The sequence below is a fragment of the Mesorhizobium sp. B2-3-12 genome, assembly GCF_006442205.1.
Lineage (GTDB): Bacteria > Pseudomonadota > Alphaproteobacteria > Rhizobiales > Rhizobiaceae > Mesorhizobium.
In genome coordinates this window covers 488,382-508,792 of record NZ_VFVR01000004.1, presented here as the reverse complement: position 1 = coordinate 508,792, position 20,411 = coordinate 488,382, and the positions used below count along the sequence as shown (strand labels likewise).

The 20,411-nt window shown below is 64.1% G+C and carries 19 protein-coding genes; 10 read left to right on the top strand and 9 right to left on the bottom strand.

Annotated features, from left to right (window positions below; genetic code table 11):
* Nucleotides 1–323: 323 nt before the first annotated feature.
* The 3 genes from smc to FJ948_RS15805 all read right to left on the bottom strand — a co-directional run bounded on the left by smc (nucleotide 324) and on the right by FJ948_RS15805 (nucleotide 5,314).
* Entirely contained in the window at nucleotides 324–3,782 is a 3,459-nt protein-coding gene (gene smc, locus FJ948_RS15815) for a chromosome segregation protein SMC (RefSeq protein ID WP_140705872.1), read from the bottom strand.
* A 123-nt stretch (nucleotides 3,783–3,905) separates the two neighbouring features.
* Nucleotides 3,906–4,649 (bottom strand): DsbA family protein, encoded by a 744-nt coding sequence (locus tag FJ948_RS15810; RefSeq protein WP_140705870.1) that lies wholly within the window; start codon nucleotides 4,647–4,649, stop codon nucleotides 3,906–3,908.
* A gap of 164 nt (nucleotides 4,650–4,813) precedes the next feature.
* Nucleotides 4,814–5,314, bottom strand: coding sequence for a DUF721 domain-containing protein (locus tag FJ948_RS15805; protein WP_140705869.1), 501 nt, complete (start codon nucleotides 5,312–5,314; stop codon nucleotides 4,814–4,816).
* Between the two features lie 53 nt (nucleotides 5,315–5,367).
* On the opposite strand from FJ948_RS15805, the gene mutY reads away from it, so the two are divergent.
* Both mutY and FJ948_RS15795 read left to right on the top strand, forming a co-directional pair.
* Entirely contained in the window at nucleotides 5,368–6,492 is a 1,125-nt protein-coding gene (gene mutY / locus FJ948_RS15800; protein ID WP_140705867.1) for an A/G-specific adenine glycosylase, read from the top strand.
* Nucleotides 6,485–7,096: an HAD family phosphatase gene (locus FJ948_RS15795; RefSeq protein ID WP_140705865.1), complete on the top strand. Its 612-nt coding sequence runs from the start codon at nucleotides 6,485–6,487 to the stop codon at nucleotides 7,094–7,096. The genes mutY and FJ948_RS15795 overlap by 8 nt, the downstream gene beginning before the upstream one ends.
* 64 nt (nucleotides 7,097–7,160) lie before the next feature.
* Here the strand turns inward: FJ948_RS15795 and FJ948_RS15790 are convergent, their stop codons facing one another.
* A complete protein-coding gene (locus FJ948_RS15790; RefSeq protein WP_140705863.1) occupies nucleotides 7,161–8,294 on the bottom strand; it encodes a site-specific DNA-methyltransferase in 1,134 nt (377 codons plus the stop codon).
* A gap of 178 nt (nucleotides 8,295–8,472) precedes the next feature.
* Here FJ948_RS15790 and FJ948_RS15785 point away from each other — a divergent pair, with 178 nt between their 5' ends.
* A complete protein-coding gene (locus tag FJ948_RS15785; protein ID WP_140705861.1) occupies nucleotides 8,473–9,162 on the top strand; it encodes an HAD family phosphatase in 690 nt (229 codons plus the stop codon).
* Nucleotides 9,163–9,204: 42 nt separating this feature from the next.
* On the opposite strand, the gene FJ948_RS15780 is transcribed toward FJ948_RS15785, so the two are convergent.
* Nucleotides 9,205–9,936 carry a hypothetical protein gene (locus FJ948_RS15780; RefSeq protein WP_140705859.1) on the bottom strand — a complete coding sequence of 244 codons (732 nt, stop codon included), beginning with the start codon at nucleotides 9,934–9,936 and terminating at the stop codon, nucleotides 9,205–9,207.
* 128 nt (nucleotides 9,937–10,064) lie between these two features.
* Here FJ948_RS15780 and thrC point away from each other — a divergent pair, with 128 nt between their 5' ends.
* From thrC to FJ948_RS15760, 4 genes are read left to right on the top strand one after another with little or no spacing between them, the layout of a single operon-like run.
* Nucleotides 10,065–11,462, top strand: a complete 1,398-nt coding sequence (thrC, locus tag FJ948_RS15775) for a threonine synthase (protein WP_140705857.1) — start codon at nucleotides 10,065–10,067, stop codon at nucleotides 11,460–11,462.
* A gap of 14 nt (nucleotides 11,463–11,476) precedes the next feature.
* Complete coding sequence (locus FJ948_RS15770; protein WP_140705855.1) at nucleotides 11,477–12,769, top strand: pitrilysin family protein; 1,293 nt, start codon at nucleotides 11,477–11,479, stop codon at nucleotides 12,767–12,769.
* A 12-nt stretch (nucleotides 12,770–12,781) separates the two neighbouring features.
* Nucleotides 12,782–13,378, top strand: a complete 597-nt coding sequence (locus FJ948_RS15765) for a GNAT family protein (RefSeq protein ID WP_140661409.1) — start codon at nucleotides 12,782–12,784, stop codon at nucleotides 13,376–13,378.
* Nucleotides 13,379–13,381: 3 nt separating this feature from the next.
* The gene (locus tag FJ948_RS15760; RefSeq protein ID WP_140705853.1) at nucleotides 13,382–16,270 is read left to right on the top strand and encodes an EAL domain-containing protein; all 2,889 of its coding nucleotides are present in this window, start codon (nucleotides 13,382–13,384) and stop codon (nucleotides 16,268–16,270) included.
* 131 nt (nucleotides 16,271–16,401) lie between these two features.
* On the opposite strand, the gene FJ948_RS15755 is transcribed toward FJ948_RS15760, so the two are convergent.
* Nucleotides 16,402–17,010: a YqgE/AlgH family protein gene (locus FJ948_RS15755; protein WP_140705851.1), complete on the bottom strand. Its 609-nt coding sequence runs from the start codon at nucleotides 17,008–17,010 to the stop codon at nucleotides 16,402–16,404.
* Nucleotides 17,011–17,183: 173 nt separating this feature from the next.
* Here FJ948_RS15755 and FJ948_RS15750 point away from each other — a divergent pair, with 173 nt between their 5' ends.
* From FJ948_RS15750 to FJ948_RS15740, 3 genes are all read left to right on the top strand, one after another.
* Complete coding sequence (locus tag FJ948_RS15750; RefSeq protein ID WP_140705849.1) at nucleotides 17,184–17,990, top strand: protein-disulfide reductase DsbD domain-containing protein; 807 nt, start codon at nucleotides 17,184–17,186, stop codon at nucleotides 17,988–17,990.
* A gap of 82 nt (nucleotides 17,991–18,072) precedes the next feature.
* Nucleotides 18,073–18,555, top strand: coding sequence for a peroxiredoxin (locus tag FJ948_RS15745; RefSeq protein ID WP_140705847.1), 483 nt, complete (start codon nucleotides 18,073–18,075; stop codon nucleotides 18,553–18,555).
* A gap of 93 nt (nucleotides 18,556–18,648) precedes the next feature.
* Nucleotides 18,649–19,125 (top strand): DUF2938 domain-containing protein, encoded by a 477-nt coding sequence (locus FJ948_RS15740; RefSeq protein WP_140705845.1) that lies wholly within the window; start codon nucleotides 18,649–18,651, stop codon nucleotides 19,123–19,125.
* Nucleotides 19,126–19,129: 4 nt separating this feature from the next.
* Here FJ948_RS15740 and FJ948_RS15735 read toward each other — a convergent pair whose 3' ends face one another.
* From FJ948_RS15735 to FJ948_RS15725, 3 genes are all read right to left on the bottom strand, one after another.
* A complete protein-coding gene (locus tag FJ948_RS15735) occupies nucleotides 19,130–19,441 on the bottom strand; it encodes a type II toxin-antitoxin system RelE/ParE family toxin (RefSeq protein WP_140705843.1) in 312 nt (103 codons plus the stop codon).
* Nucleotides 19,431–19,712, bottom strand: a complete 282-nt coding sequence (locus FJ948_RS15730; protein WP_140705841.1) for a type II toxin-antitoxin system ParD family antitoxin — start codon at nucleotides 19,710–19,712, stop codon at nucleotides 19,431–19,433. The genes FJ948_RS15735 and FJ948_RS15730 overlap by 11 nt, the downstream gene beginning before the upstream one ends.
* Nucleotides 19,713–19,823: 111 nt before the next feature.
* Nucleotides 19,824–20,402 carry a histidine phosphatase family protein gene (locus FJ948_RS15725; protein ID WP_140705839.1) on the bottom strand — a complete coding sequence of 193 codons (579 nt, stop codon included), beginning with the start codon at nucleotides 20,400–20,402 and terminating at the stop codon, nucleotides 19,824–19,826.
* Nucleotides 20,403–20,411 lie beyond the last annotated feature (9 nt).

The window sequence follows — 20,411 nt, the reverse complement described above, 5'->3', positions numbered from 1 at the left end:
CTGAAGTCCTACCGCGAACTGCGAGATCGCGAGCGGGATCGCAGGGTGCCTGTGCTCAAACTGGGCTGGATTTATTTCATCTGGGCCTCTGCCAAGCAGCATTCGCACAGACACGGCCAGACTGGCTGAATAGTCTTAGAGCGGTTCAGCGTTTGGTAGAATCGCTGGCCCGCTCATTCCTTGTTTTTACGCAGTTCCCAAGGCGAAGCGCTACGCGCTTCTCCCGGCCTTGTTTTTACGCAATTCCCAAGGCGGAGCGCTACGCGCTTCTCCCGGGAAAACCGCTACGCACTTTTCCTGGAATTGCTCTGGGCCTTAACGCCTCAGCTTGCCTCGCGCATGGCTTCGGCGGCCTGCAGATCGACCGAAACAAGCTGGCTGACGCCCTGCTCGGCCATGGTCACGCCGAACAGCCGGTCCATGCGCGCCATGGTGATGGGGTTGTGCGTGATGATGACGAAACGCGTCTCGGTGGTCTTGGCCATTTCGTCCATGAGATTGCAGAAGCGTTCGACATTGTGATCGTCGAGCGGCGCGTCGACTTCGTCGAGCACGCAGATCGGCGCCGGGTTGGTCAGGAACACGGCAAAGATCAGCGACATCGCCGTCAGCGCCTGCTCGCCACCGGAGAGCAGCGTCATGGTCTGCGGCTTCTTGCCGGGCGGACGGGCCAGGATTTCAAGTCCCGCCTCCAATGGATCGTCGGATTCGATCAGCTGCAATTCCGCAGTGCCGCCACCGAACAGATGCGAGAACAGCCGCTGGAAATGACCGTTGACGACATCGAAGGCTGCCAATAGCCGCTCGCGCCCTTCGCGGTTGAGGCTCTGGATCGCTTGCCTGAGCTTGCGGATCGCCTCGATGATATCCTCGCGCTCGGACACGATCGTCTCCAGTCGCTCGGAAAGCTCCCTCTGCTCTTCCTCGGCGCGCAGATTGACCGCGCCGAGCCGTTCGCGCTCGATCTTCAACCGATCCAACTGGCGTTCGATCTCGGCCATCTCGGGCATCGGATCGTCGGCCTCCAGCCCGGTGTGGCGGATGACCAGATGCGGCGGCGTGTTCAGTGTTTCCTGGATGCGCGCCTCGACCTCCAGCCGGCGTTCGTCGGCCGCCGTCAGCCGTTCCTCGGCGCGGGCGCGGGTTTCGCGCGCCTCGGCCAGCGACTGGATGGCACCGGTCGCCGCCTTGTCCAGCTCGGCCTGCCTGTTCTCCGCTTCCTGCAGACGGTCGGCCGCCGCCTTGCGCAAGGTCTCGGCCTCGGTGAGCTGCGACAGCAGCGCACGGCGCTTGGCATCGATCTCGTCGGGCGCATCGGCCAGCCGTTCGCGCTCGGCCTCGGCCTCGGCCTTGCGTTCGCCGAGGGAGGCGATCTGCGTCGAGGCGTTTTCGGCGCGCACCAGCCAGTTGCTGCGTTCCGTGCCAATGGCGTCCAGCCGGCGCATGCGGGACTCGGCTTCGCGCCGCAGCCCTTCATGGACGGCGCGCGCATCGGCCAAGGCGGCGCGATCGCGGGAAACGTTGGCCGAGGACTGTTCGAGCTGCAATTGCAGGTCGCCGAGATCCGGCGCGTCCTGCAGCAACATCTCGGCCTCGACAAAAGCCGCCGACGTCTCCTCGTGGCTGTCGACGATGCGCGCGCGGGCCTCATCGAGTGCGGCACGCCGGCTCGACAGTTCGCCGCCGGCCTTCTCGGCCTCGGCAAGTGCATTGCGGGCGGCGTCCAGCCGGTGCCGGGCATCGCGTCCGGCCTGACGCGTGTTGCGCTCGGCCTCGCTCGCCTGCCGAAGTGCTTGCTCGGCCTGTGCCAGCACCTCCTCGGCCTGGCGCAGGACGAGCGTCGCCTGAATCGCTTCGGCATCGAGTTCGGCAAGACGGTTCTTCTGTGCCAGCCTTTGGGCCGCGGCAGTCGGTGCATCGGCGCTGGCGGTCAGGCCGTCCCAACGCCACAGCGCGCCCTCGCGACTGACCAGGCGCTGGCCGGGAGCCAGAAGCCCCTGCAACCGGCGGCCGTCGGCGGCCTCGACGATACCGATCTGCGCCAGGCGGCGCGCAAGCTGGGCCGGCGCGCGCACCACGCTGGCGAGGCTCTTGATGCCTTCCGGCAGGGCCGCGTCGCCGGGCTGGATCTGACTTTCGCCCCAATGCGCCGGCGCGCTGCGGTCGAGCGGCACGTCGAGATCCTCGCCCAGGGCCGCCCCCAGAGCGGTCTCGAAGCCGCGCTCGACGCTGATCTGCTCCAGCACGGAAGGGAAGAGGTCGCCGCTGGCCGCGTTCAGGATCTTGGCCAGCGTGCGCGCTTCGGTCTCAACCCGCGCCAGCTCCGCCCTGGCCTCCTGAAGCGGCGGGCGGGCGGCATTTTCGGCGCCACGAGCGTCGATGACCGACTCTTCGGCCTGCGAGACCGCTGCCTCGGATTCCTCCAGCAGTGCCATCGCCTGTTCGACCAGAGCCTGCTTCTCGGCCGGATCCGGCAGGCCTGCCACCTTGGCAAGGATATCAGACAATTCCCGGTCGACCTCGGCGAGCTGGCGGGCGAAGCGATCGCGGCGCTCGGCGGTTTCGCGCAAGGTCCGTTCGATCTGATGGCGCGAGGCGGCGGCCTCGGCGCGCTCGGCCGTCAGCGCGGCGAGCTTGGCTTCGCTTTGCGCAAGCGTCGCGGCGGCCTGTTCGAATGCCGCGCGCGTGGTGGCCTCGCGCTCGGCGGCGCCGGCGTTCTCCGAGTTCAGCGCAGCCTCTTCCGCGCGCAGGCGCTCGAGAACGTCGGCATTGTCGCGCACCATCCGCTCTTCGCGGGCGATGTCGCCGTCGAGCTGCTGCAATCGGCGGTCGAGTTCGGCCTGACGGGTGCGGATGCGACCGGCTTCTTCCTCGATCTGCGACCTGGCGATCGACAGCCGCTGGAAGGCCGCGGCAGCCGCGGCTTCCGCGTCGCGCAGGTCAGGCAGGCGATGGGCGGAGATGCCCTGCTCCTTGGCCGCGTTCATCTGCGTGGCGGCGCGGTCGCCGACCAAAGCGGTGGCGACAGCCAGCGCCGAACGCGCCTCACCTTCCTGTGTCTTGGCCAGCGTCCAGCGCAGATGGAGAAGCGTCGCTTCGGCCTTGCGGATGTCGGCCGACAGGTTCTTGAAGCGGGACGCCTGGCGCGCCTGGCGCTTCAGGCTTTCGATCTGGCTTTCCAGTTCGCCGACGACATCATCCAGGCGTTCGAGATTCTGTTCGGCGGCCTTCAGCCTCAGTTCCGCTTCGTGGCGGCGGGTGTGCAGGCCGGAAATGCCGGCCGCCTCTTCGAGCAAAGCGCGGCGCGCCTGGGGCTTGGCCTGGATCAGTTCGCCGATCCGCCCCTGACCAACCATGGAGGGGGAACGCGCGCCGGTCGACTGGTCGGCGAACAGGAGCTGCACGTCCTTGGCGCGCGCTTCCTTGCCGTTGATGCGGTAGAGCGAGCCCGCCTCGCGCTCGATGCGGCGCGATACCTGAAGTTCGTCGGCATCGTTGAAGGCGGATGGAGCCGAGCGGTCGCTGTTGTCGAGGAAAAGTGTGACTTCGGCGGTGTTGCGGGCGGGACGCGTGCCCGAGCCGGAAAAAATCACGTCGTCCATGCCGGACGCGCGCATGTTCTTGTAGGAGCTTTCGCCCATCACCCAGCGCAGCGCCTCGACAAGGTTCGACTTGCCGCAACCATTGGGTCCGACAATGCCGGTCAGGCCACGTTCGATGACGAACTCGCCTGGTTCGACGAAGGACTTGAAGCCGAGGAGGCGAAGGCGCGAAAACTTCATTCCCGCGCCTCATACACCGGTTCCGCAAAAGTGTACCGAAGTTTTGCGATAGGGCGCATGGCGCGCGAACAGATAGAAAGGCAAGCAGCGCCGGAGCGCTGCCGCTTCAGCGCTGAGCCGATGTCAGAGCAGAGGGTCGATGATGGCCGACATTTCCTCAATCGACATCGCCCCTTTGTAGGTCTTACCGTTGATGAAGAAGGTCGGTGTCGAGTCGACCTTGAATTCATTGGCGCCACGCTTCTGGACCGATCTCACATCGTCCAGAAGTTTCTGGTCCGTCAAGCAGGCCTCGAAGGACTCCTGTGTAAAACCGGCGAGCTTCGAGATTTGCAGCAGCGCATCCTTGGTGTTGGACACGCCGACCCAGTTCGCCTGCTGCCGGAACAGCACGTCGACCATCGGGAAATAGTTATCCTTGGCGCAGCGCGCCAGCATGAAACCGGCTTCGGCGCTCGGATCGAACGGGAATTCGCGCAGGATGTAACGGGCCTTGCCGGTATCGATGTACTTGGTCTTCAAATCCGGGAAGGTGGTCTCGGCGAAATGCGCGCAGTGCGGGCAGGTCATCGAAGCATATTCAACGATGGTGACCTTGGCGTCATCCTTGCCGAGCTGCTTGTCGGGCAGCGCACCCGGCTTCAGCAATTCAGCCATATCCACGGTGCCTTGCGCTTCCGGCACCTGGACCGCGGCGGGCGTGGCCGGCTTTGCGGGCGTTGCCGGGTCCGCGGGCTTGACATCCGCGGCCTTCGCCTGTTCCCCGGAATCGCTGCAGGCGGCAAGCAGGGCCACCGCCGGGATGGCTGCAAGCGAAGTCAGGACGTTTCTGCGAGAGAAGCTTTGGCCAAACGGGGGACGGCTCATACGAATCACCTGATAAGGGTTGGATTTTGCAATGCAAAGGCACGAAAAAGCGAGAGTTGGCGCGAATTAAGGCATCCCTGTCCCCAATCCAATCGTGAAACCTGACAAGGGCGATCACGAATGCGCGAGATTAACGACAAAGCTATGACTATTTCCAGTGCGAACTAAACTTTCCTCCCGCCCAGAATGGTCGCACCCAGCCGTTCCAGCGAGGCGCGTAGCCCGTCATCCTCGATCAGCCCGACAGTATTGGCCAATTTCGCCTTTTCCGCCGCGCTCAGTGCCCTGAGGGCGGGTCTGGGCCGGGCTTTTCCCGAGCTTACCGGCTTCTGCACGATCCTGATGCGGCCTATCGCGGTGAAACCCAGGAAGGCATTCACCCGGTTGATGATCTCGCCGGTCTCGTGCTGCAGATGAAGCGCGGCCATGCCTTCGCAGGCGATGACCAGCACGGCCGGCTCGAACGGATCGTCCTCGTGCAGGCGGCGCGGCCACTGGATCTTTTCGGGCCGCGAGTGGGTGGCGAGGCGTGGTCCGGCAATCTCTTCCCAGGACTGGACGAGGCCGATCGAGATGCCTGCCCGCTTGCGCAGCACCGGATCGAGGATCTCGGTGGCGAGATCGCTCACCGGAACGGGATTGCCGAAGCGCCTTTTCCCTGCCATGTGCGTTCTCCAGCCACGACCCAGCAGATACCGGCCAGGCCAACGCAAGATCAATGGCACCAGCAGACCAGACCCGCAAGGCCATCCCAGACGACACTGCGTCACGCCTGCTCGCCTGGTACGACGTGCATCATCGCGAATTGCCGTGGCGCGTGAGCCCTCGCGACCATGCACGCGGTGTGCGGCCCGACCCTTACCGTATCTGGCTGTCCGAGGTGATGCTGCAGCAGACCACCGTCGAAGCGGTGAAATCCTATTTCCGTGCCTTTGTCGAGCAATGGCCCGATGTCACGGCGCTGGCCGCGGCGCCGACCGAGGATGTGATGAAAGCCTGGGCGGGGCTCGGCTACTATTCCCGTGCCCGCAACCTCAAGGCCTGCGCCGATCTGGTGGCGGCGCGCGGCGGCCGGTTTCCCGACACAGAGGCCGGCCTTAGAGAATTGCCGGGGATTGGCGCCTATACGTCGGCGGCAATAACGGCGATCGCCTTCCACCGCCCCGCAGCCGTTGTCGACGGCAATGTCGAGCGCGTCATCTCACGCCTGTTTTCGATCACGACGCCGCTCGGCGAAGCCAAGGCCGAGATACGGGCCCATGTCGAGCGCATGGTGCCCGCAACGAGGCCAGGAGACTTCGCCCAGGCGATGATGGATCTGGGGGCCACGATCTGCACGCCACGCCGGCCGCGCTGCATGCTATGCCCGCTGCGCGAGGACTGCAGCGCCGTCATTGCAGGCGACCCCGAGAATTTCCCGGTACGGCTGCCGAAGGCCGACAAACCGCTGCGGCGAGGCGCGGCTTTCGTGGCCGTGCGTGAGGACGGCGCCATTCTTTTGCGCAAGCGGCCGGAAAAGGGGCTGCTTGGCGGCATGACGGAAGTGCCGACCACGGCCTGGACGGCACGGGCGGACGGAGCCACCACGCAGGCGGCAGCACCCTTCCCCGGCGATTGGCGGCACGCCGGCAAAATCACGCATGTCTTCACCCATTTCGCGCTCGAACTCGAAGTCTTTCGCGCCCACATCAAAGGTGATGCGCTGGCAGGGCATTTCTGGTCGCCCGCCCGTGAGATTTCGGGCGAGGCGCTGCCGACTGTCATGAAAAAGGCAATCGAGGCTGCAATACCCGGCGCGACGAAAAAACCGTCGCCATCAGGTACAAAGAGGCTCCATGACTGAAATTCGCCACATCGTTTTCGACATCGGCAAGGTGCTGATCCACTACGATCCCAATATCCCGTTCAGTCGCCTCATTCCCGATGCCGGGGAGAGACAGTGGTTTTTCGACAATGTCTGCACGCATGACTGGAACCTCGAGCAGGACCGTGGCCGGACGTGGCAAGAGGCCGAGGCGCTGCTGATTGCTGACCATCCCGGGCACGCGGAAAACATCCGCAACTTCCGCCGCTACTGGAACGACATGGTGCCGCACGCCTATGACGACAGCGTCGCCATCATGCTGGGCCTGATCGAAAGCGGACACGACGTGACCATGCTGACCAACTTCGCTTCCGACACGCTGGCCGAAGCCCGGCAGCGCTTCGATTTTCTCAGCCGTCCGCGCGGCGTGACAGTGTCGGGCGATATCGGCAAGATCAAGCCCGACCGCGACATCTACGACCATCACGTGGCGGCGTTCGGCCTCGAACCATCCGCGACACTGTTCATCGACGACAGCCAGAAGAACGTCGACGGCGCCAAGGCCGCTGGCTGGCAAGCGGTGCTGTTCACCGATGCCGCCACGCTTAAAGCAGATCTTGAGCGGTTTGGAATAAAGGCTTGATCCGAATCGGTTCCGGCGATCCGTTGAGATTTTGAATCAACGAAATAGGAGGAAACGGCAGGGGTCAGCCCCCTGCCCGTTCCATGCCTAGACGGGCGATGCGGCGCAGTTCATCGATCGGGGTCAAGCCGCCGCTGCGCTCATAATGCCAGAAGGTCCAGCCATTGCAGGCATCCAGCCCCTGCACCTCGGCGCCGATCTTGTGGATCGAGCCGGCGCTGTCGCCGATCGCCACCGTGCCATCGGCGCGAACCTTGGCGGCCCAGCGCTTCTTGGCGTCATAGAGCGTGGCGCCGGGCGTCATCAGTCCGGTGTCGATCAGGCTGACGAAGGCGACGCGCGGCTCGGCGCGTTTGCCGGTGAGCACGGTGAGATCCGCTTCGTCGAGCGGCCGCACGGCGTCGATGCGGTCATTGGCGGCGTCGATATAGGCCTGCTCGCGCTCGATGCCGACGAAGTGGCGGCCCAGGCGCTTGGCCACGGCGCCCGTCGTACCGGAGCCGAAGAACGGGTCGAGCACGACGTCGCCCGGCTTGGTCGACGCCATCATGATACGGGCAAGCAGTGCCTCGGGCTTCTGCGTCGGGTGCAGCTTGTCGCCATTGTCGTTCTTCAGGCGCTCGCCGCCGGTGCAGATCGGGAACAGCCAATCGGAGCGCATCTGGATATCGTCATTCGACGCCTTCAGCGCTTCATAGTTGAACGTATAGCCCTTGCCCTTCTGATCGCGCGAGGCCCAGATCATGGTCTCATGCGCATTCTGGAAGCGGCGGCCGCGGAAGTTCGGCATCGGGTTGGTCTTGCGCCAGACGACGTCATTGAGGATCCAGAAGCCGAGATCCTGCATCTTGGCGCCGACGCGGAAGATGTTGTGATAGGAGCCTATGACCCAGATCGTGCCGTTGGGCTTCAGCACCCGGCGCGCCGCCAGCAGCCAGGCGCGGGTGAAGGCGTCATAGGCCTCAAAACTCTCGAACTGGTCCCAGTCGTCGTCGACCGCGTCGACCTTGGACTGGTCGGGACGGTGCAGATCGCCATCGAGCTGCAGATTGTAGGGGGGATCGGCAAAGATGACGTCGATCGACTTTTCCGGCAGGCGGTCGAGCGCCGCGACGCAATCGCCTTTCAGGATCGTGTCCAGCCATTCGGATTGCTGGGGAGCATGGGAGAGCTCGTCGAGAAGACGCACGGCTGACATTTTTACACCCGAGGCACGCGTTACTGTTTACTCCCCGTTATGGTTACCGATCAGCGTAAATATTCGGTGAAGCTTTATCGATCCCGTGCAGGAGTTTGCGAAGCCGTGCCCATTGGTGTATGCCGCGCCGCTCGAGCCCCGAGCGGCCATTCTTCCATCCTCCATCGTCCGGACCACCATGCCCCAGCCAGATCTTGTCATCTTCGATTGCGACGGCGTGCTCGTCGATTCCGAAATCATCGCCGCGCGGGTCGAGGCTGAGCTGATAACCTTGGCCGGATATGAAATCTCGGCGGAGGAGATTGCGGAGACCTATGCCGGCCTGACTTTCAAGGACATACTGATGCGGATCGAGGAAAAATCGAAGATCCCGTTCCAGGTGTCGCTGATCGATCGCGCCGAGGAACTGGTCGACCGCAAATTGCGCAGCGACGTTCGCGCCATCGAGGGTGTGCGCGAAGCGGTCGCCTCGGTCACGACGCAGCGCTGCATCTGCTCCAATTCTCGTTCGGATCGGATCGAGTTCATGCTGGAGAAGGTGCATCTGCTGCCGTTCTTCGCCGGACGCATCTTCTCGGCGATGGAGACGCCGACCGGGAAGACCAAACCGGCGCCGGACGTCTTCCTGCATGCCGCCGAAAAACTCGGCGCCAACCCGGCGAACACCTTCGTCATCGAGGATTCCGTGCACGGCGTCACCGGCGCCAGGGCCGCCGGCATGCGCGTGATCGGTTTCACGGGCGCCAGCCACAGCTATCCCGGCCATGCCGATGCCCTGACGGAGGCCGGCGCCGAAACGGTGATCCGGCGGTGGGCGGAGCTGAAAAGCGTTATCGCGGCGCTGTCGGAGTGGTCCGCGGATGCCTGAGATGCGTGCGTCCTCCTCGACGCACGCCAGACCGACAGCCGCCTAGTTCGTCGCGGCGGCCTTCTTCCTGTGGGTCTTCTTCCTCGGCTTGTCGGTCGTCGCCTTCGGCGCGGTTTCGTCATAACCGGCATAGGCCTGATAGTCCTGCGCCGTCGGCGCCGGCACGACGATATTGGAATCGGTGAAGACAAACTGGGTGGCGACCGAGGGATCGGTCACCTGGACCTGATACTGGTGGATCTGCGAATAAAGCACGTCGGTGCCGTGCATGACCGCCGTGCGGATCGGCATGGTGATGGTGCCGGGCGTGAACTTCGGTCCTGGCACGATCTTGCCGGCAACCGCGATCGTCATCGTCAGCTGTCCGTCGCTACGGCTGCAATCGCGGGTCACGTCGCTGATCGACGCCTGGTAGATGATTCTCGCCGAATCGTCGGGCGGCGTAGCAGCAGCGGCGTCAGCCGCCGCCTGGGCCGCGGCATCCGCGGCGGCGTCGCCGGTCTTCTTGAGCTTCGGCTTGGGCTTCTGGACCTCGTTGACATAGGTGTTGAAGAACGCCGTGCCATCGCGCACCGTCACCCTTGGGCAATACGCGTTCAGCTGGCTGGCCAGCACCTTGGGATCCTGCGGCGGCGGTGGCGCCGCCGGGTCCTTCTTGCCGAAACCGAGGTTCAGGATGCCGTTGTCGCCTGATTGGCAGCCGGCGACGGCAAGCATAAAGCCCGTGAGCGCAAGACCCGCCAAAAAGCGACCACTTGATATACGAAACGCCATGAAACCGTACTTCCCTCTCGCAAAGCTGGTGACGTATATCAACCGCGCGGCAAAAATGCGACTAGAGCCGGCACAGAAATTAACCACCTTGTGGTGAACGGAAAACCAGCGGCGAACGGATCAGTGACATGCAATATGTGAGTACCCGCGGCGAAGCGCCCGCGCTTGGATTTTCCGACGCCGTCCTGGCCGGTCTGGCGCGCGATGGCGGGCTCTATGTGCCGCGCGAATGGCCGCACTTCTCGGCAGCCGACATCCGCGCCATGCGCGGCCTTGCCTATCCCGACCTCGCCATCCGCGTGCTGACGCCGTTCCTCGGCGGCGAAATCGCCGCGCCGGTCTTCGAGCGCCTGGTTCGCGAAGCCTATGCCACCTTTCGACATGAGGCTGTCTGCCCCTTGGTGCAGACCGGCGCCAACACTTTTGTCCTCGAACTCTTCCATGGGCCGACGCTGGCGTTCAAGGACGTGGCGATGCAGTTGCTCGCCCGGCTGATGGACCATGTGCTTGCCGAACGCGGCCAGCATGCGACCATCGTCGGCGCCACGTCGGGCGATACCGGTGGCGCGGCCATCGACGCCTTCGCCGGGCGCAGCCGCACCGACATCTTCATCCTCTTTCCGCATGGTCGCGTCTCACCGGTGCAGCAGCGGCAAATGACGACCTCGACAGCCGACAACGTCCATGCGCTGGCGATCGACGGCAATTTCGACGACTGTCAGGGCCTGCTGAAGGATATGTTCAACGATCACGGCTTTCGCGACCGGGTGTCGCTGTCGGGGGTCAATTCGATCAACTGGGCGCGCATCATGGCCCAGATCGTCTATTATTTCTCCTCGGCATTGTCGCTCGGTGCACCGGACAGGCCGGTCTCCTTTACCGTGCCGACCGGCAATTTCGGCGATATCTTCGCCGGCTACGCCGCCAAGAAGATGGGGCTGCCAATCGAGCGGCTGGTCATCGCCACCAACGACAACGACATTCTCGCCCGTACTTTCGCGACCGGCGAATACCGGACCAAAGGGGTCTTTGCGACCACCTCGCCGTCGATGGACATCCAGGTATCCTCGAACTTCGAACGTTTGCTGTTCGAGGCATCAAACCGCGACGCGGCGACCGTGCGGCGCTACATGGCCAGCCTGAAGCAATCGGGCGCTTTTACCATCGAAGCCCAGGAAATCGCCGGAATGCGGTCCGAATTCGATGCCGGCCGCGCCACGATGGATGAGGTCGCCGCCACCATCCGCTCGACGCTCGCGACCAGCAATTACCTGCTCGATCCGCATACGGCGGCAGCTGTGCATGTGGCGGCGGGCAAGGCTTCGGGCGCCTTGCCGATGGTGGTGCTGGGCACCGCGCATCCGGCGAAATTCCCGGCCGCCGTCGAGGCCGCCAGCGGCGTCTCGCCCGCCCTGCCCGCATGGCTAGGTGGATTGATGACATTTGAGGAAAAATACACGGTACTTCCATCCGACCTGAAAATGGTGGAAGATTACGTCAGTCGCCGCGCGCGGGCGGCGCGTTAGGGAGTAAGAGCCATATGGGTGTTGAGGTAAGCCGTCTGTCGAACGGCCTGACAGTCGCCACCGAAACCCTTCCAAGTATCGAATCGGTTGCCTTGGGTGCCTGGGTCAAGTCGGGTGCCCGCAACGAACGCGAAGACGAGCATGGCATGGCCCATCTGCTCGAGCACATGGCGTTCAAGGGGACGAAGCGGCGAAGCGCCTTCGAGATCGCCTCGGAAATCGAGGACGTCGGCGGCGAGATCAACGCCGCCACCAGCGTCGAGACCACATCCTACTACGCCAGGGTGCTGTCCGACGACGTGCCGCTGGCCGTCGACATCCTGTCCGACATCCTCCAGGAGTCCGAATTCGACCCGCAGGAACTCGAGCGCGAGCAGCACGTCATCCTGCAGGAGATCGGCGCCGCGCATGACACGCCCGATGACATCGTGTTCGACCGGTTCACCGAGACGGCCTTTCGCCACCAGACCATCGGCCGCTCGATCCTGGGCACGCCGGAAACCGTCAAATCCTTCACGTCGAAGCAATTGCACGATTTCATCGAGCGCCAATACGGCGCCGAGCGGATGGTGATCGTGGCCGCCGGCGACATCAAGCACGACAAGTTCGTGCGCGAGGTCGAAAAACGGCTCGGCGGCTTCCGCAGCAAGGCCGACAGCACCATTCCGCAATACGCGCAATATGTCGGCGGCGATTTCCGCGAGGACCGCGACCTGATGGACGCGCAGATCGTGCTCGGCTTCGAGGGCCGCGCCTACCATGTGCGCGACTTCTACGCCTCGCAGGTGCTGTCGATGATCCTCGGCGGCGGCATGTCGTCGCGTCTGTTCCAGGAGGTCCGCGAGAAACGCGGCCTCTGCTACTCGGTCTATGCTTTCCACTGGGGCTTTTCCGACACCGGCATATTCGGCGTTCATGCCGCGACGGGGCAGAGCGATATCGCCAAACTGGTGCCTGTCATCATCGACGAGTTGCAGAAGGCCGGCGAGAGCATCCTGCAGGAAGAACTCGACCGTGCGCGCGCCCAGTATCGCGCCGGGCTGATCATGTCCGCCGAGAGCCCGGCCAGCCGCGCCTCGCAGATCGCGCGGCAACTGCTCCTATTCGGCAGGCCGATCGCAAAGGAAGAGCTGATGGAGCGCCTGTCGGCGCTGACGGTGGAGCGGCTGACCGACCTGTCGTCGCGGATGTTCTCGACCAAGCCGACGCTTACCGCTGTCGGGCCCGTGGGTACGCTGGCACCATACGAGGCGATCCTCGATTCGCTTCCGGGCACGCAGACCACGGCCCGCAGACTCGCCGTCTAAGTCCCAAGCGCCGTGTTCGCGCTCCCTTTCTTTCGCCGTGACCTGCCGGCACTGAAGGGCAACCTCGTCACGCTGCGCGTGCCGTTCACCAACGACTATCGCGAGTGGTCGGCGGTGCGCGGCGAAAGCCGGGCGTTCCTGGAGCCTTGGGAGCCGCGCTGGACCCCGGACGAACTCGACCGCACGGCATGGCGCCTGCGCATCAGCCGCTATCGCGAGGACTACGCACAGGGAACGGCGATCGCCTTCTTCATCTTCGAGAAATCGAGCGGCAAGCTCGCGGGCGGCATCACGCTCGGCAACATACGCCACGGCGTCTCGCAAAGCGGTCATGTCGGGTACTGGATCGGCGAGCGCTTCGGCGGCCGCGGCCTGATGACCGACGCGGTCAAGGTGGTGGCCCGCTTCGCCTTCGATACGCTGAGGTTGCACCGGATCGAAGCCGCCTGTATTCCCGACAACATCAGGTCGATCCGCGTGCTTGAAAAAGCCGGATTCCGGCGCGAAGGACTTCTGCGATCCTATCTCAGGATCAACGGCATCTGGCAGGACCATTACCTCTACGCCCGGATCGCCGACGATCCCCCGGGCGCTGGAACGAAGGACTGATTTTTGACGAATTTCCTGCGAAACGGGCCGCTGTTCGCCTTTCTGCTGGCGACGATGCTGACGCTGTGCGCGGCTTCGTCGGCCTTTGCCGTCGAACCCATCAAGATTGCCCGCGACGATGTCGCGCTCGATCTTTCGCGCGCCGTCGAGATTTACCGCAACCAGGGTGAGAACTTCCAGGTGTCGACCGCGCCCGGGCCGGACGGCATCGTGCGGCGCATCGAGGTCGAGGCCAACGATGCCCGCTCGACCGGCGACTGGGCAGTGTTCGCGCTCGCCAACACCACCGACCAGCAGCTCGACAGGCTGATCGTCGCGCCGCATTTCCGGCTGGTGAATTCCGGCATCTTCTGGCCGGATCTGGGCTCGACGCGCATCGCCGCCATCACGCCCAGCGAGGGCTTCGCGCTCGACCGCCAGACCAGCCCCGACGCCGACGTGTTCCGGGTGACGCTGAATCCCGGCACGGTGATCACCTTCATCGCCGAGCTTGCCTCGCCGAAGCTGCCTCAGGTCTACCTCTGGGATCCGGAATCCTACAAGGATTCGGTCAATTCCTACACGCTGTTTCGCGGCATCGTCATCGGCATCGCCGGCCTTCTGGCGCTGTTCCTGACCATCCTCTTCGTGGTCAAGGGAACATCGATGTTCCCGGCGACGGCAGCGCTCGCCTGGGCGGTGCTTGCCTATATCTGCGTCGATTTCGGCTTCCTCAACAAGGTCATCGAGATTTCGCCCGGCAACGAACAGATGTGGCGGGCCGGAACGGAGGTGGCGCTGGCGGCGACCTTCGTGGTCTTCCTGTTCGCCTATCTCAACCTCAACCGGTGGCACGGCCATTTCAGCTATGGCGCCCTGGTCTGGATCCTGGGACTGCTCTTGATCGCCGGTGTCGCCATCGTCGATCCGGCGGTGGCCGCGGGCATCGCCCGCATCTCGTTCGCCGCCACCGCGCTGACCGGGCTCGGCCTGATCATCTTCCTCGGCATTCGCGGCTATGACCGCGCCATCATGCTTGTGCCCAGTTGGGTCATGGTGCTGTTGTGGCTATGCGGATCGTGGATGGCAATCACCGGCATGCTCGACAACGACATCGCCCAGCCGGCACTTGGCGGCGGTTTGATCCTGATCATCCTGTTGATCGGCTTCACTGTCATGCAGCACGCCTTTGCCGGTGGCGCGCTGCATCAGGGGCTGTTCTCCGACCTCGAGCGGCAGGCGCTGGCCGTCGCGGGATCGGGCGATACGGTGTGGGACTGGGACGTTCTGCGCGACCGCGTCGTTACCAAGCCCGATGTCAGCATCCAGCTCGGCCTTGCCCCCAACAGCCTGGGCGGTGCCGCCCGCAACTGGCTGCCGGTGCTGCATGCCGATGACCGCGACACGTTCCGCACGACGCTCGACGTGGTGCTCGAACACCGCCGCGGCCGGGTGGCGCAGAACTTCAGGCTGCGCGGCGCCGATGGGCACTATCACTGGTTTGCCCTGCGCGCGCGTCCGGTGATCGGATCGGATGGCGAGGTGATCCGCTGCGTCGGCACCATGGTCGACGTCACCGAACAGAAGAAATCAGAAGAGCGACTGCTGCACGACGCCGTGCACGACAATCTGACCGGCCTGCCCAATCGCGAATTGTTCATGAACCGGCTTGAGGCGATCATCTCGATCGCCCGCACCGAAGAGAAGGTGCGGCCGACCGTCTTCGTCATCGACATCGACCGCTTCAAGCAGGTGAATGACGGGCTCGGCATCTCGGCCGGCGACACCATCCTGCTCACCATAGCGCGGCGCCTGCACCGCCTGCTCAAGCCGAAGGATTCGCTGTCGCGCTTCGCCGGCGACCAGTTCGCGCTGATGCTGCTGTCCGAGCAGGATCCCGCCCGCATCGCGGGCGTCGCCGATGCCATCAAGCACGCGATCAACAACCCGATCACCTTCGCCAAGCGCGAGATCGTGCTGACCGCCTCGATCGGCCTGATCACCTGGACCTCGGCGCAGACCTCGGCCGAGGACATGGTCAAGGATGCCGAGCTCGCCATGCATCAGGCCAAGCGCTTCGGCGGCGACCGGATCGAGCCATTCCGCCCTGCGTTCCGCACCGTCGGCACCGACCGCTTGCAGTTCGAATCCGACTTGCGGCGCGCCATCGAGCGGCGCGAATTCACGCTGGCCTATCAGCCGATCGTGCGGCTCGAGGACGGCAGCGTCGCCGGCTTCGAAGCGTTGCTGCGCTGGGACCATCCGCGCCGCGGCATGATCCCGCCCGCCGATTTCATCCCGGTCGCCGAGAGCTGCGGGCTGATCGTGCAGCTTGGGCTGTTCGCCATGCAGCAGGCGGCCGAGGATCTCGCGGGATGGCAAAAGCAGATCGGCGATGCGCCGCTATCGGTCTCGGTCAACCTGTCCAGCCGCCAGCTTATCCGTCGCGACCTCGTCAGCGATGTGCGTTCCGTGATAGCGCGCGCCAATTTGAAACCACGCTGCTTCCGGCTCGAACTCACCGAGTCCCTGGTCATGGACAATCCCGAGCAGACCGCCCATGTGCTGACCAAGCTGAAACAGCTCGGCATTGGCCTGTCGCTGGACGATTTCGGCACCGGCTATTCGTCGCTCGCCTATCTGACGCGGTTCCCGTTCGACACCATCAAGATCGACAAGAGCTTCGTCGACGACAGCACGCCCAAGCGCGCCGTGCTGCTCAAATCGATGGTCAACATGGCGCATGAGCTCGGCCTTTCGGTGGTCGCAGAGGGCATTTCCGACGAGCGCGATGCGCTGGAGCTGCGCCAGATGGGCTGCGAATATGTGCAGAGCTTCATGTTCGGCGCGCCAATGCCGGGCGACCAGGTGCTGAAGACGCTGAAAGAGCAATATCCGCTGACGCAGGCGTGATGGAGCGCAGCCGCGTCGCCGCTGTCCCTTCGTCACCCCAGGGTCTTCGCGACGGAGCTTCGCTCCTGCTTCGCCCAGGGATGACGAAGGTGGGAGGATTCGGCTAATCTCGAGGGTTGGCGGAGGCGGCCTCAGGCGTGGCCGGCCGCCAGGCTCAAATGCGCGAGATCGATGCCGATCGAGGCGAGAATCCGGTCATATTTGCGCTCGATATCGGCGTCGAACAGCAATTCCGGCGTCGCCGGGCAGGTCAGCCAGCCATTCTCGGCGATCTCGGTTTCCAGCTGGCCGGCTCCCCAGCCGGAATAACCAAGCGCCATCAGCGCGCGACGCGGCCCGCGCCCTGACGATATCGCCCGCAATATGTCCACCGTCGCGGTCAGGCAGATGTCGTCGGAAACGGTGAGCGAGGATTCCACACGATAGTCGCCCGAATGCAGGACAAAGCCCCGGCTGCGGTCGACAGGCCCGCCATTGCGCACGACGAAATCGCGCGCCTGCGCCGGCAGGCGGATCGCTTCCTGCTCGTTCATGATGCCGAGCTGCACCAGAAGGTCGGGAAACAGCATCTGCTGCGTTTGGTTGATGATCAGGCCCATCGCTCCTTCATCGCTGTGGGCGCAGATGTAGATCACCGAGCGCGTGAAACGGTCGTCCTTCATGCCTGGCATGGCAATCAGGAACTGATCGTCGAGAAAGCCGGGAACGGCGGCTGTCTTCTTATGGCGCAACAAATCCATGACAGGGAGGGTAACGCGTTTCCCGGGCGCCGAAAAGATGCGCCGCGCCGGATTCGACCAAAGCCCATATTGCGAGGCCGGCCCTTGGCTTGGCCGCGAAGGTCACGCAAATATGATATCGGCACGGCCATGAAATCATTGCGCGGCCACGAACGGACGATCAAATCACGCCCATGCAAAGCTTGAAAATCCTGTTGCTCTGTGCCGCCATTGGATTGGCGACGGCGCTCCCCGCCACCGCCTCCTCCTCCGCCTGGTACAGCAGCGAAGGCGGCAAGGTGCGGCTGGTGACGTCAGGCAAGCCCGACGATGCGGGCCGCATCCAGGGCGTTCTCGATATAGCGCTCAAACCCGGCTGGAAGACCTACTGGCGCGACCCGGGTGACGCAGGCGTGCCGCCGCAGCTCGACGTTTCGGCCAGCACCAATATCGCCGATGCGACGCTGTCGTTTCCCGCGCCGCAGCGCCACGACGATGGCTACGGCAAATGGGCCGGCTACAACTACCCCGTTTCGCTGCCGGTGACGTTCACGCTGGCGACGCCGAACCAGCCGGCGGTCATCGATGCCGACATCTTTCTCGGTATTTGCGAAACCATCTGCATCCCCGTGCAGACACGGCTGAGCGTCGACCCCGCCTCCGATCCCGACAATGCCGACGACGCGGCATTGGTGAAGGCGAGCTTCACCGCATTGCCGGCTGCTGCAAAGCCTGAGTTTGGCATCAAGGTGCTGCCGGGCGATCACGAAACGCTGGTGGTCGAAGCGAGTTTTCCCGGCGATCCGCAGGCAGCGGATTTCTTCGTCGCCGGCGAGCGCGACTATATGTTCGGCACCCCTTCGCGCGCGGAAAAGAACGGCAAGTTGATCTTCACCGTGCCGATCCTCGATCGCCCCTCGACGACGCCGACGGATGGCGGGCTCCACTATACGCTGACGAGTTCGGCGGGCGCGGTCGAAGGGTTGCTGCCCTTTCCGTGATGGCGGCGCTGCCATGGTTGCAGGAAGCCGCCGAGTTCGCTACGCAAGCACGCGTCCTTCCCCATCCCCAAGCGAGGAACTCATGACCATCTCCGTTGGCGACAAGCTGCCCGAGGCGACCTTCAAGACCATGACCGACGACGGCGCCAAGCCGATCACGTCGGCCGAGATTTTCCCGGGCAAGAAAGTGGTACTGTTCGGCGTTCCCGGCGCCTTCACGCCGACCTGCAGCAACAACCATCTGCCTGGCTATCTAGAGAACCATGACGCGATACTGGCGCGCGGCGTCGATACGATCGCCGTCGTTTCGGTCAACGACGTTCACGTCATGGGCGCCTGGGCGCGCTTTACCGGCGGAGAAGGCAAGATCCTGTTCCTGGCCGACGGTAACGGGGACTTCGCCAAGGCGGTCGGTCTCGACGCCGACTATTCCGGTGGCGGCATGGGCCTGCGCTCGAAGCGGTTTTCGATGATCATCGACGATGGCAAGGTCACCGCGCTCAATGTCGAAACCAAACCCGGCGTAGACGAGTCCGGCGCGGCTCATATTCTGGGCCAGCTCTGAGCTTCCAGGGCCGCTAAGGCGGGGCCGCGATGGCTGGCCTCGCCTGACAAGCGCCGCGCTTCAGAACTGCCGGCTCTCGGGGGAATTCCAACGATGTTTGACATCTTCTGGCGCGCTGTCGCGATCGGCATCGGCGCCACCGTCCTGATGGATATCTGGGCCTTCTTCCTGCACAAAGCGTTCGGCCAGCCACGGCCGAACTGGGGGCCGGTCGGGCGCTGGGTCTGGCACCTCCGCGACAAGGTGTTTCACGACGATATTGGCGATGCCACGCCCTACGCCCATGAGAAAGCGCTGGGCTGGGCTTTCCATTACTTCGTCGGCATCGTCTACGGCATCATCCTGGTGGTGCTGGCGGGCGCTGGCTGGCTGGCCACGCCGACCTTCCTGCCGGCCTTCATCCTCGGCATCGTCACCGTCGGCGCCGGCTGGTTCCTGCTGGCGCCGGGCATGGGCGCCGGCTGGGCGGCTTCAAAGCGGCCGAACCCGATGCAAATCCGTGCGCTCAACCTGGTCTCGCACACGGTGTTCGCGCTTGGGCTTTGGGGAACGGCGCTGCTGATCCGTTAGGCAATTAGAACAAACGGTTCAGATCCCGCCGCCCATCCACCACGCGGACGATTTCAACCCACTCGACTGGGCCATCGTCCGTGTCTGGAACCGTTTCGTAGAGCAGTACAAACGGGGCCTCCACCAGCATTCGTGCGGAAGGCCTGATATCCGATCGCCTGACACCCATGCGCGGCTGGTCCGCCAGTTGCAGGGCCCGCGCTTCCAACTGATCATAATAACGATCGGCCGCCCGTATGTTTTCGCTGCCTATCGCCACGTAGATGTCGATGAGGTCAGCCCTGGCTGCGGGCGACCAGACCAGCCTAACGGCCATTCCGCGAGGCTTCCGTCAGCTTTCGCCGAGCTTCTTTTCGCAACGCGTCGAAATCCACAGGCTCCGGCCTCCCACTTGCCTTGCCTTCATCCCATGCCTGTCTCAGCCGGCGGATATCGTCATGCCGCAGTTCGCGCTTGGCCAGCCAATCCCGCACCGCTTCACGCACAATCTCGCTTGCGGTGGCATACTCGCCCGCTTCCACAGCCTCTCGCATGAGGGCTGCCTGTTGCGGGGTCACAGCCACGCTCATTTTTTCAACGTTTGCCATGCTGCGTCCTTATCGCATGCTCCGTGGTAGGAAATATTACTCCCACCCTTGAGCAACCGCAACGTCACCAGAAGAACCAGGCCCGACCCGATGCGTACGCCCGTCAGACAGTCAGGGCAGCCGGTCCATCGGCCGCCATCCATGGAGAATGCGGCGCGCGGGGATATCGTAGGCGAAATAGTTGCCGCCGCCGGCCGGCTGATCCGCCGCGCGGCTGATCTCGCGGTCGCCCAGGGCAAGAAGGAGCAGCGTTCCCACGCCGCCATGTCCGACAAAGGCGATGTCTCCAGCACCGCCCTCACCAAGCACGGCCTCGACCTCGCTGAGGATGCGCCGCTGCGCGTCGATGGCCCGCTCCCAGCCGCGAACGCTTTCATGCGGATTGGCGAAAAACCGGTCGGCGACCGCCTCGAAATCCGGCGGCGGCAGGAAACCCGTCGATGACCGGTCGTTCTCATGCATCCGCTCCCTCACCTGCACGGCAAGGCCGAGATGCCGCGCCAGCACTTCGGCGGTTTCAACCGCCTTGCGTTCGCCCGACGACACCACACGCCCGATCGACGCGATCCACGGCTGAACCAGCATTGCGTTCGCCCTTGCGCGACCAATGTCGGACAGGCCCCAATCCGGTACCGGAATGGTGGCGTCGATCTGAACTTGGGGATGGGTGATGTAGTAGGCAATCGTCATGACGGAGGC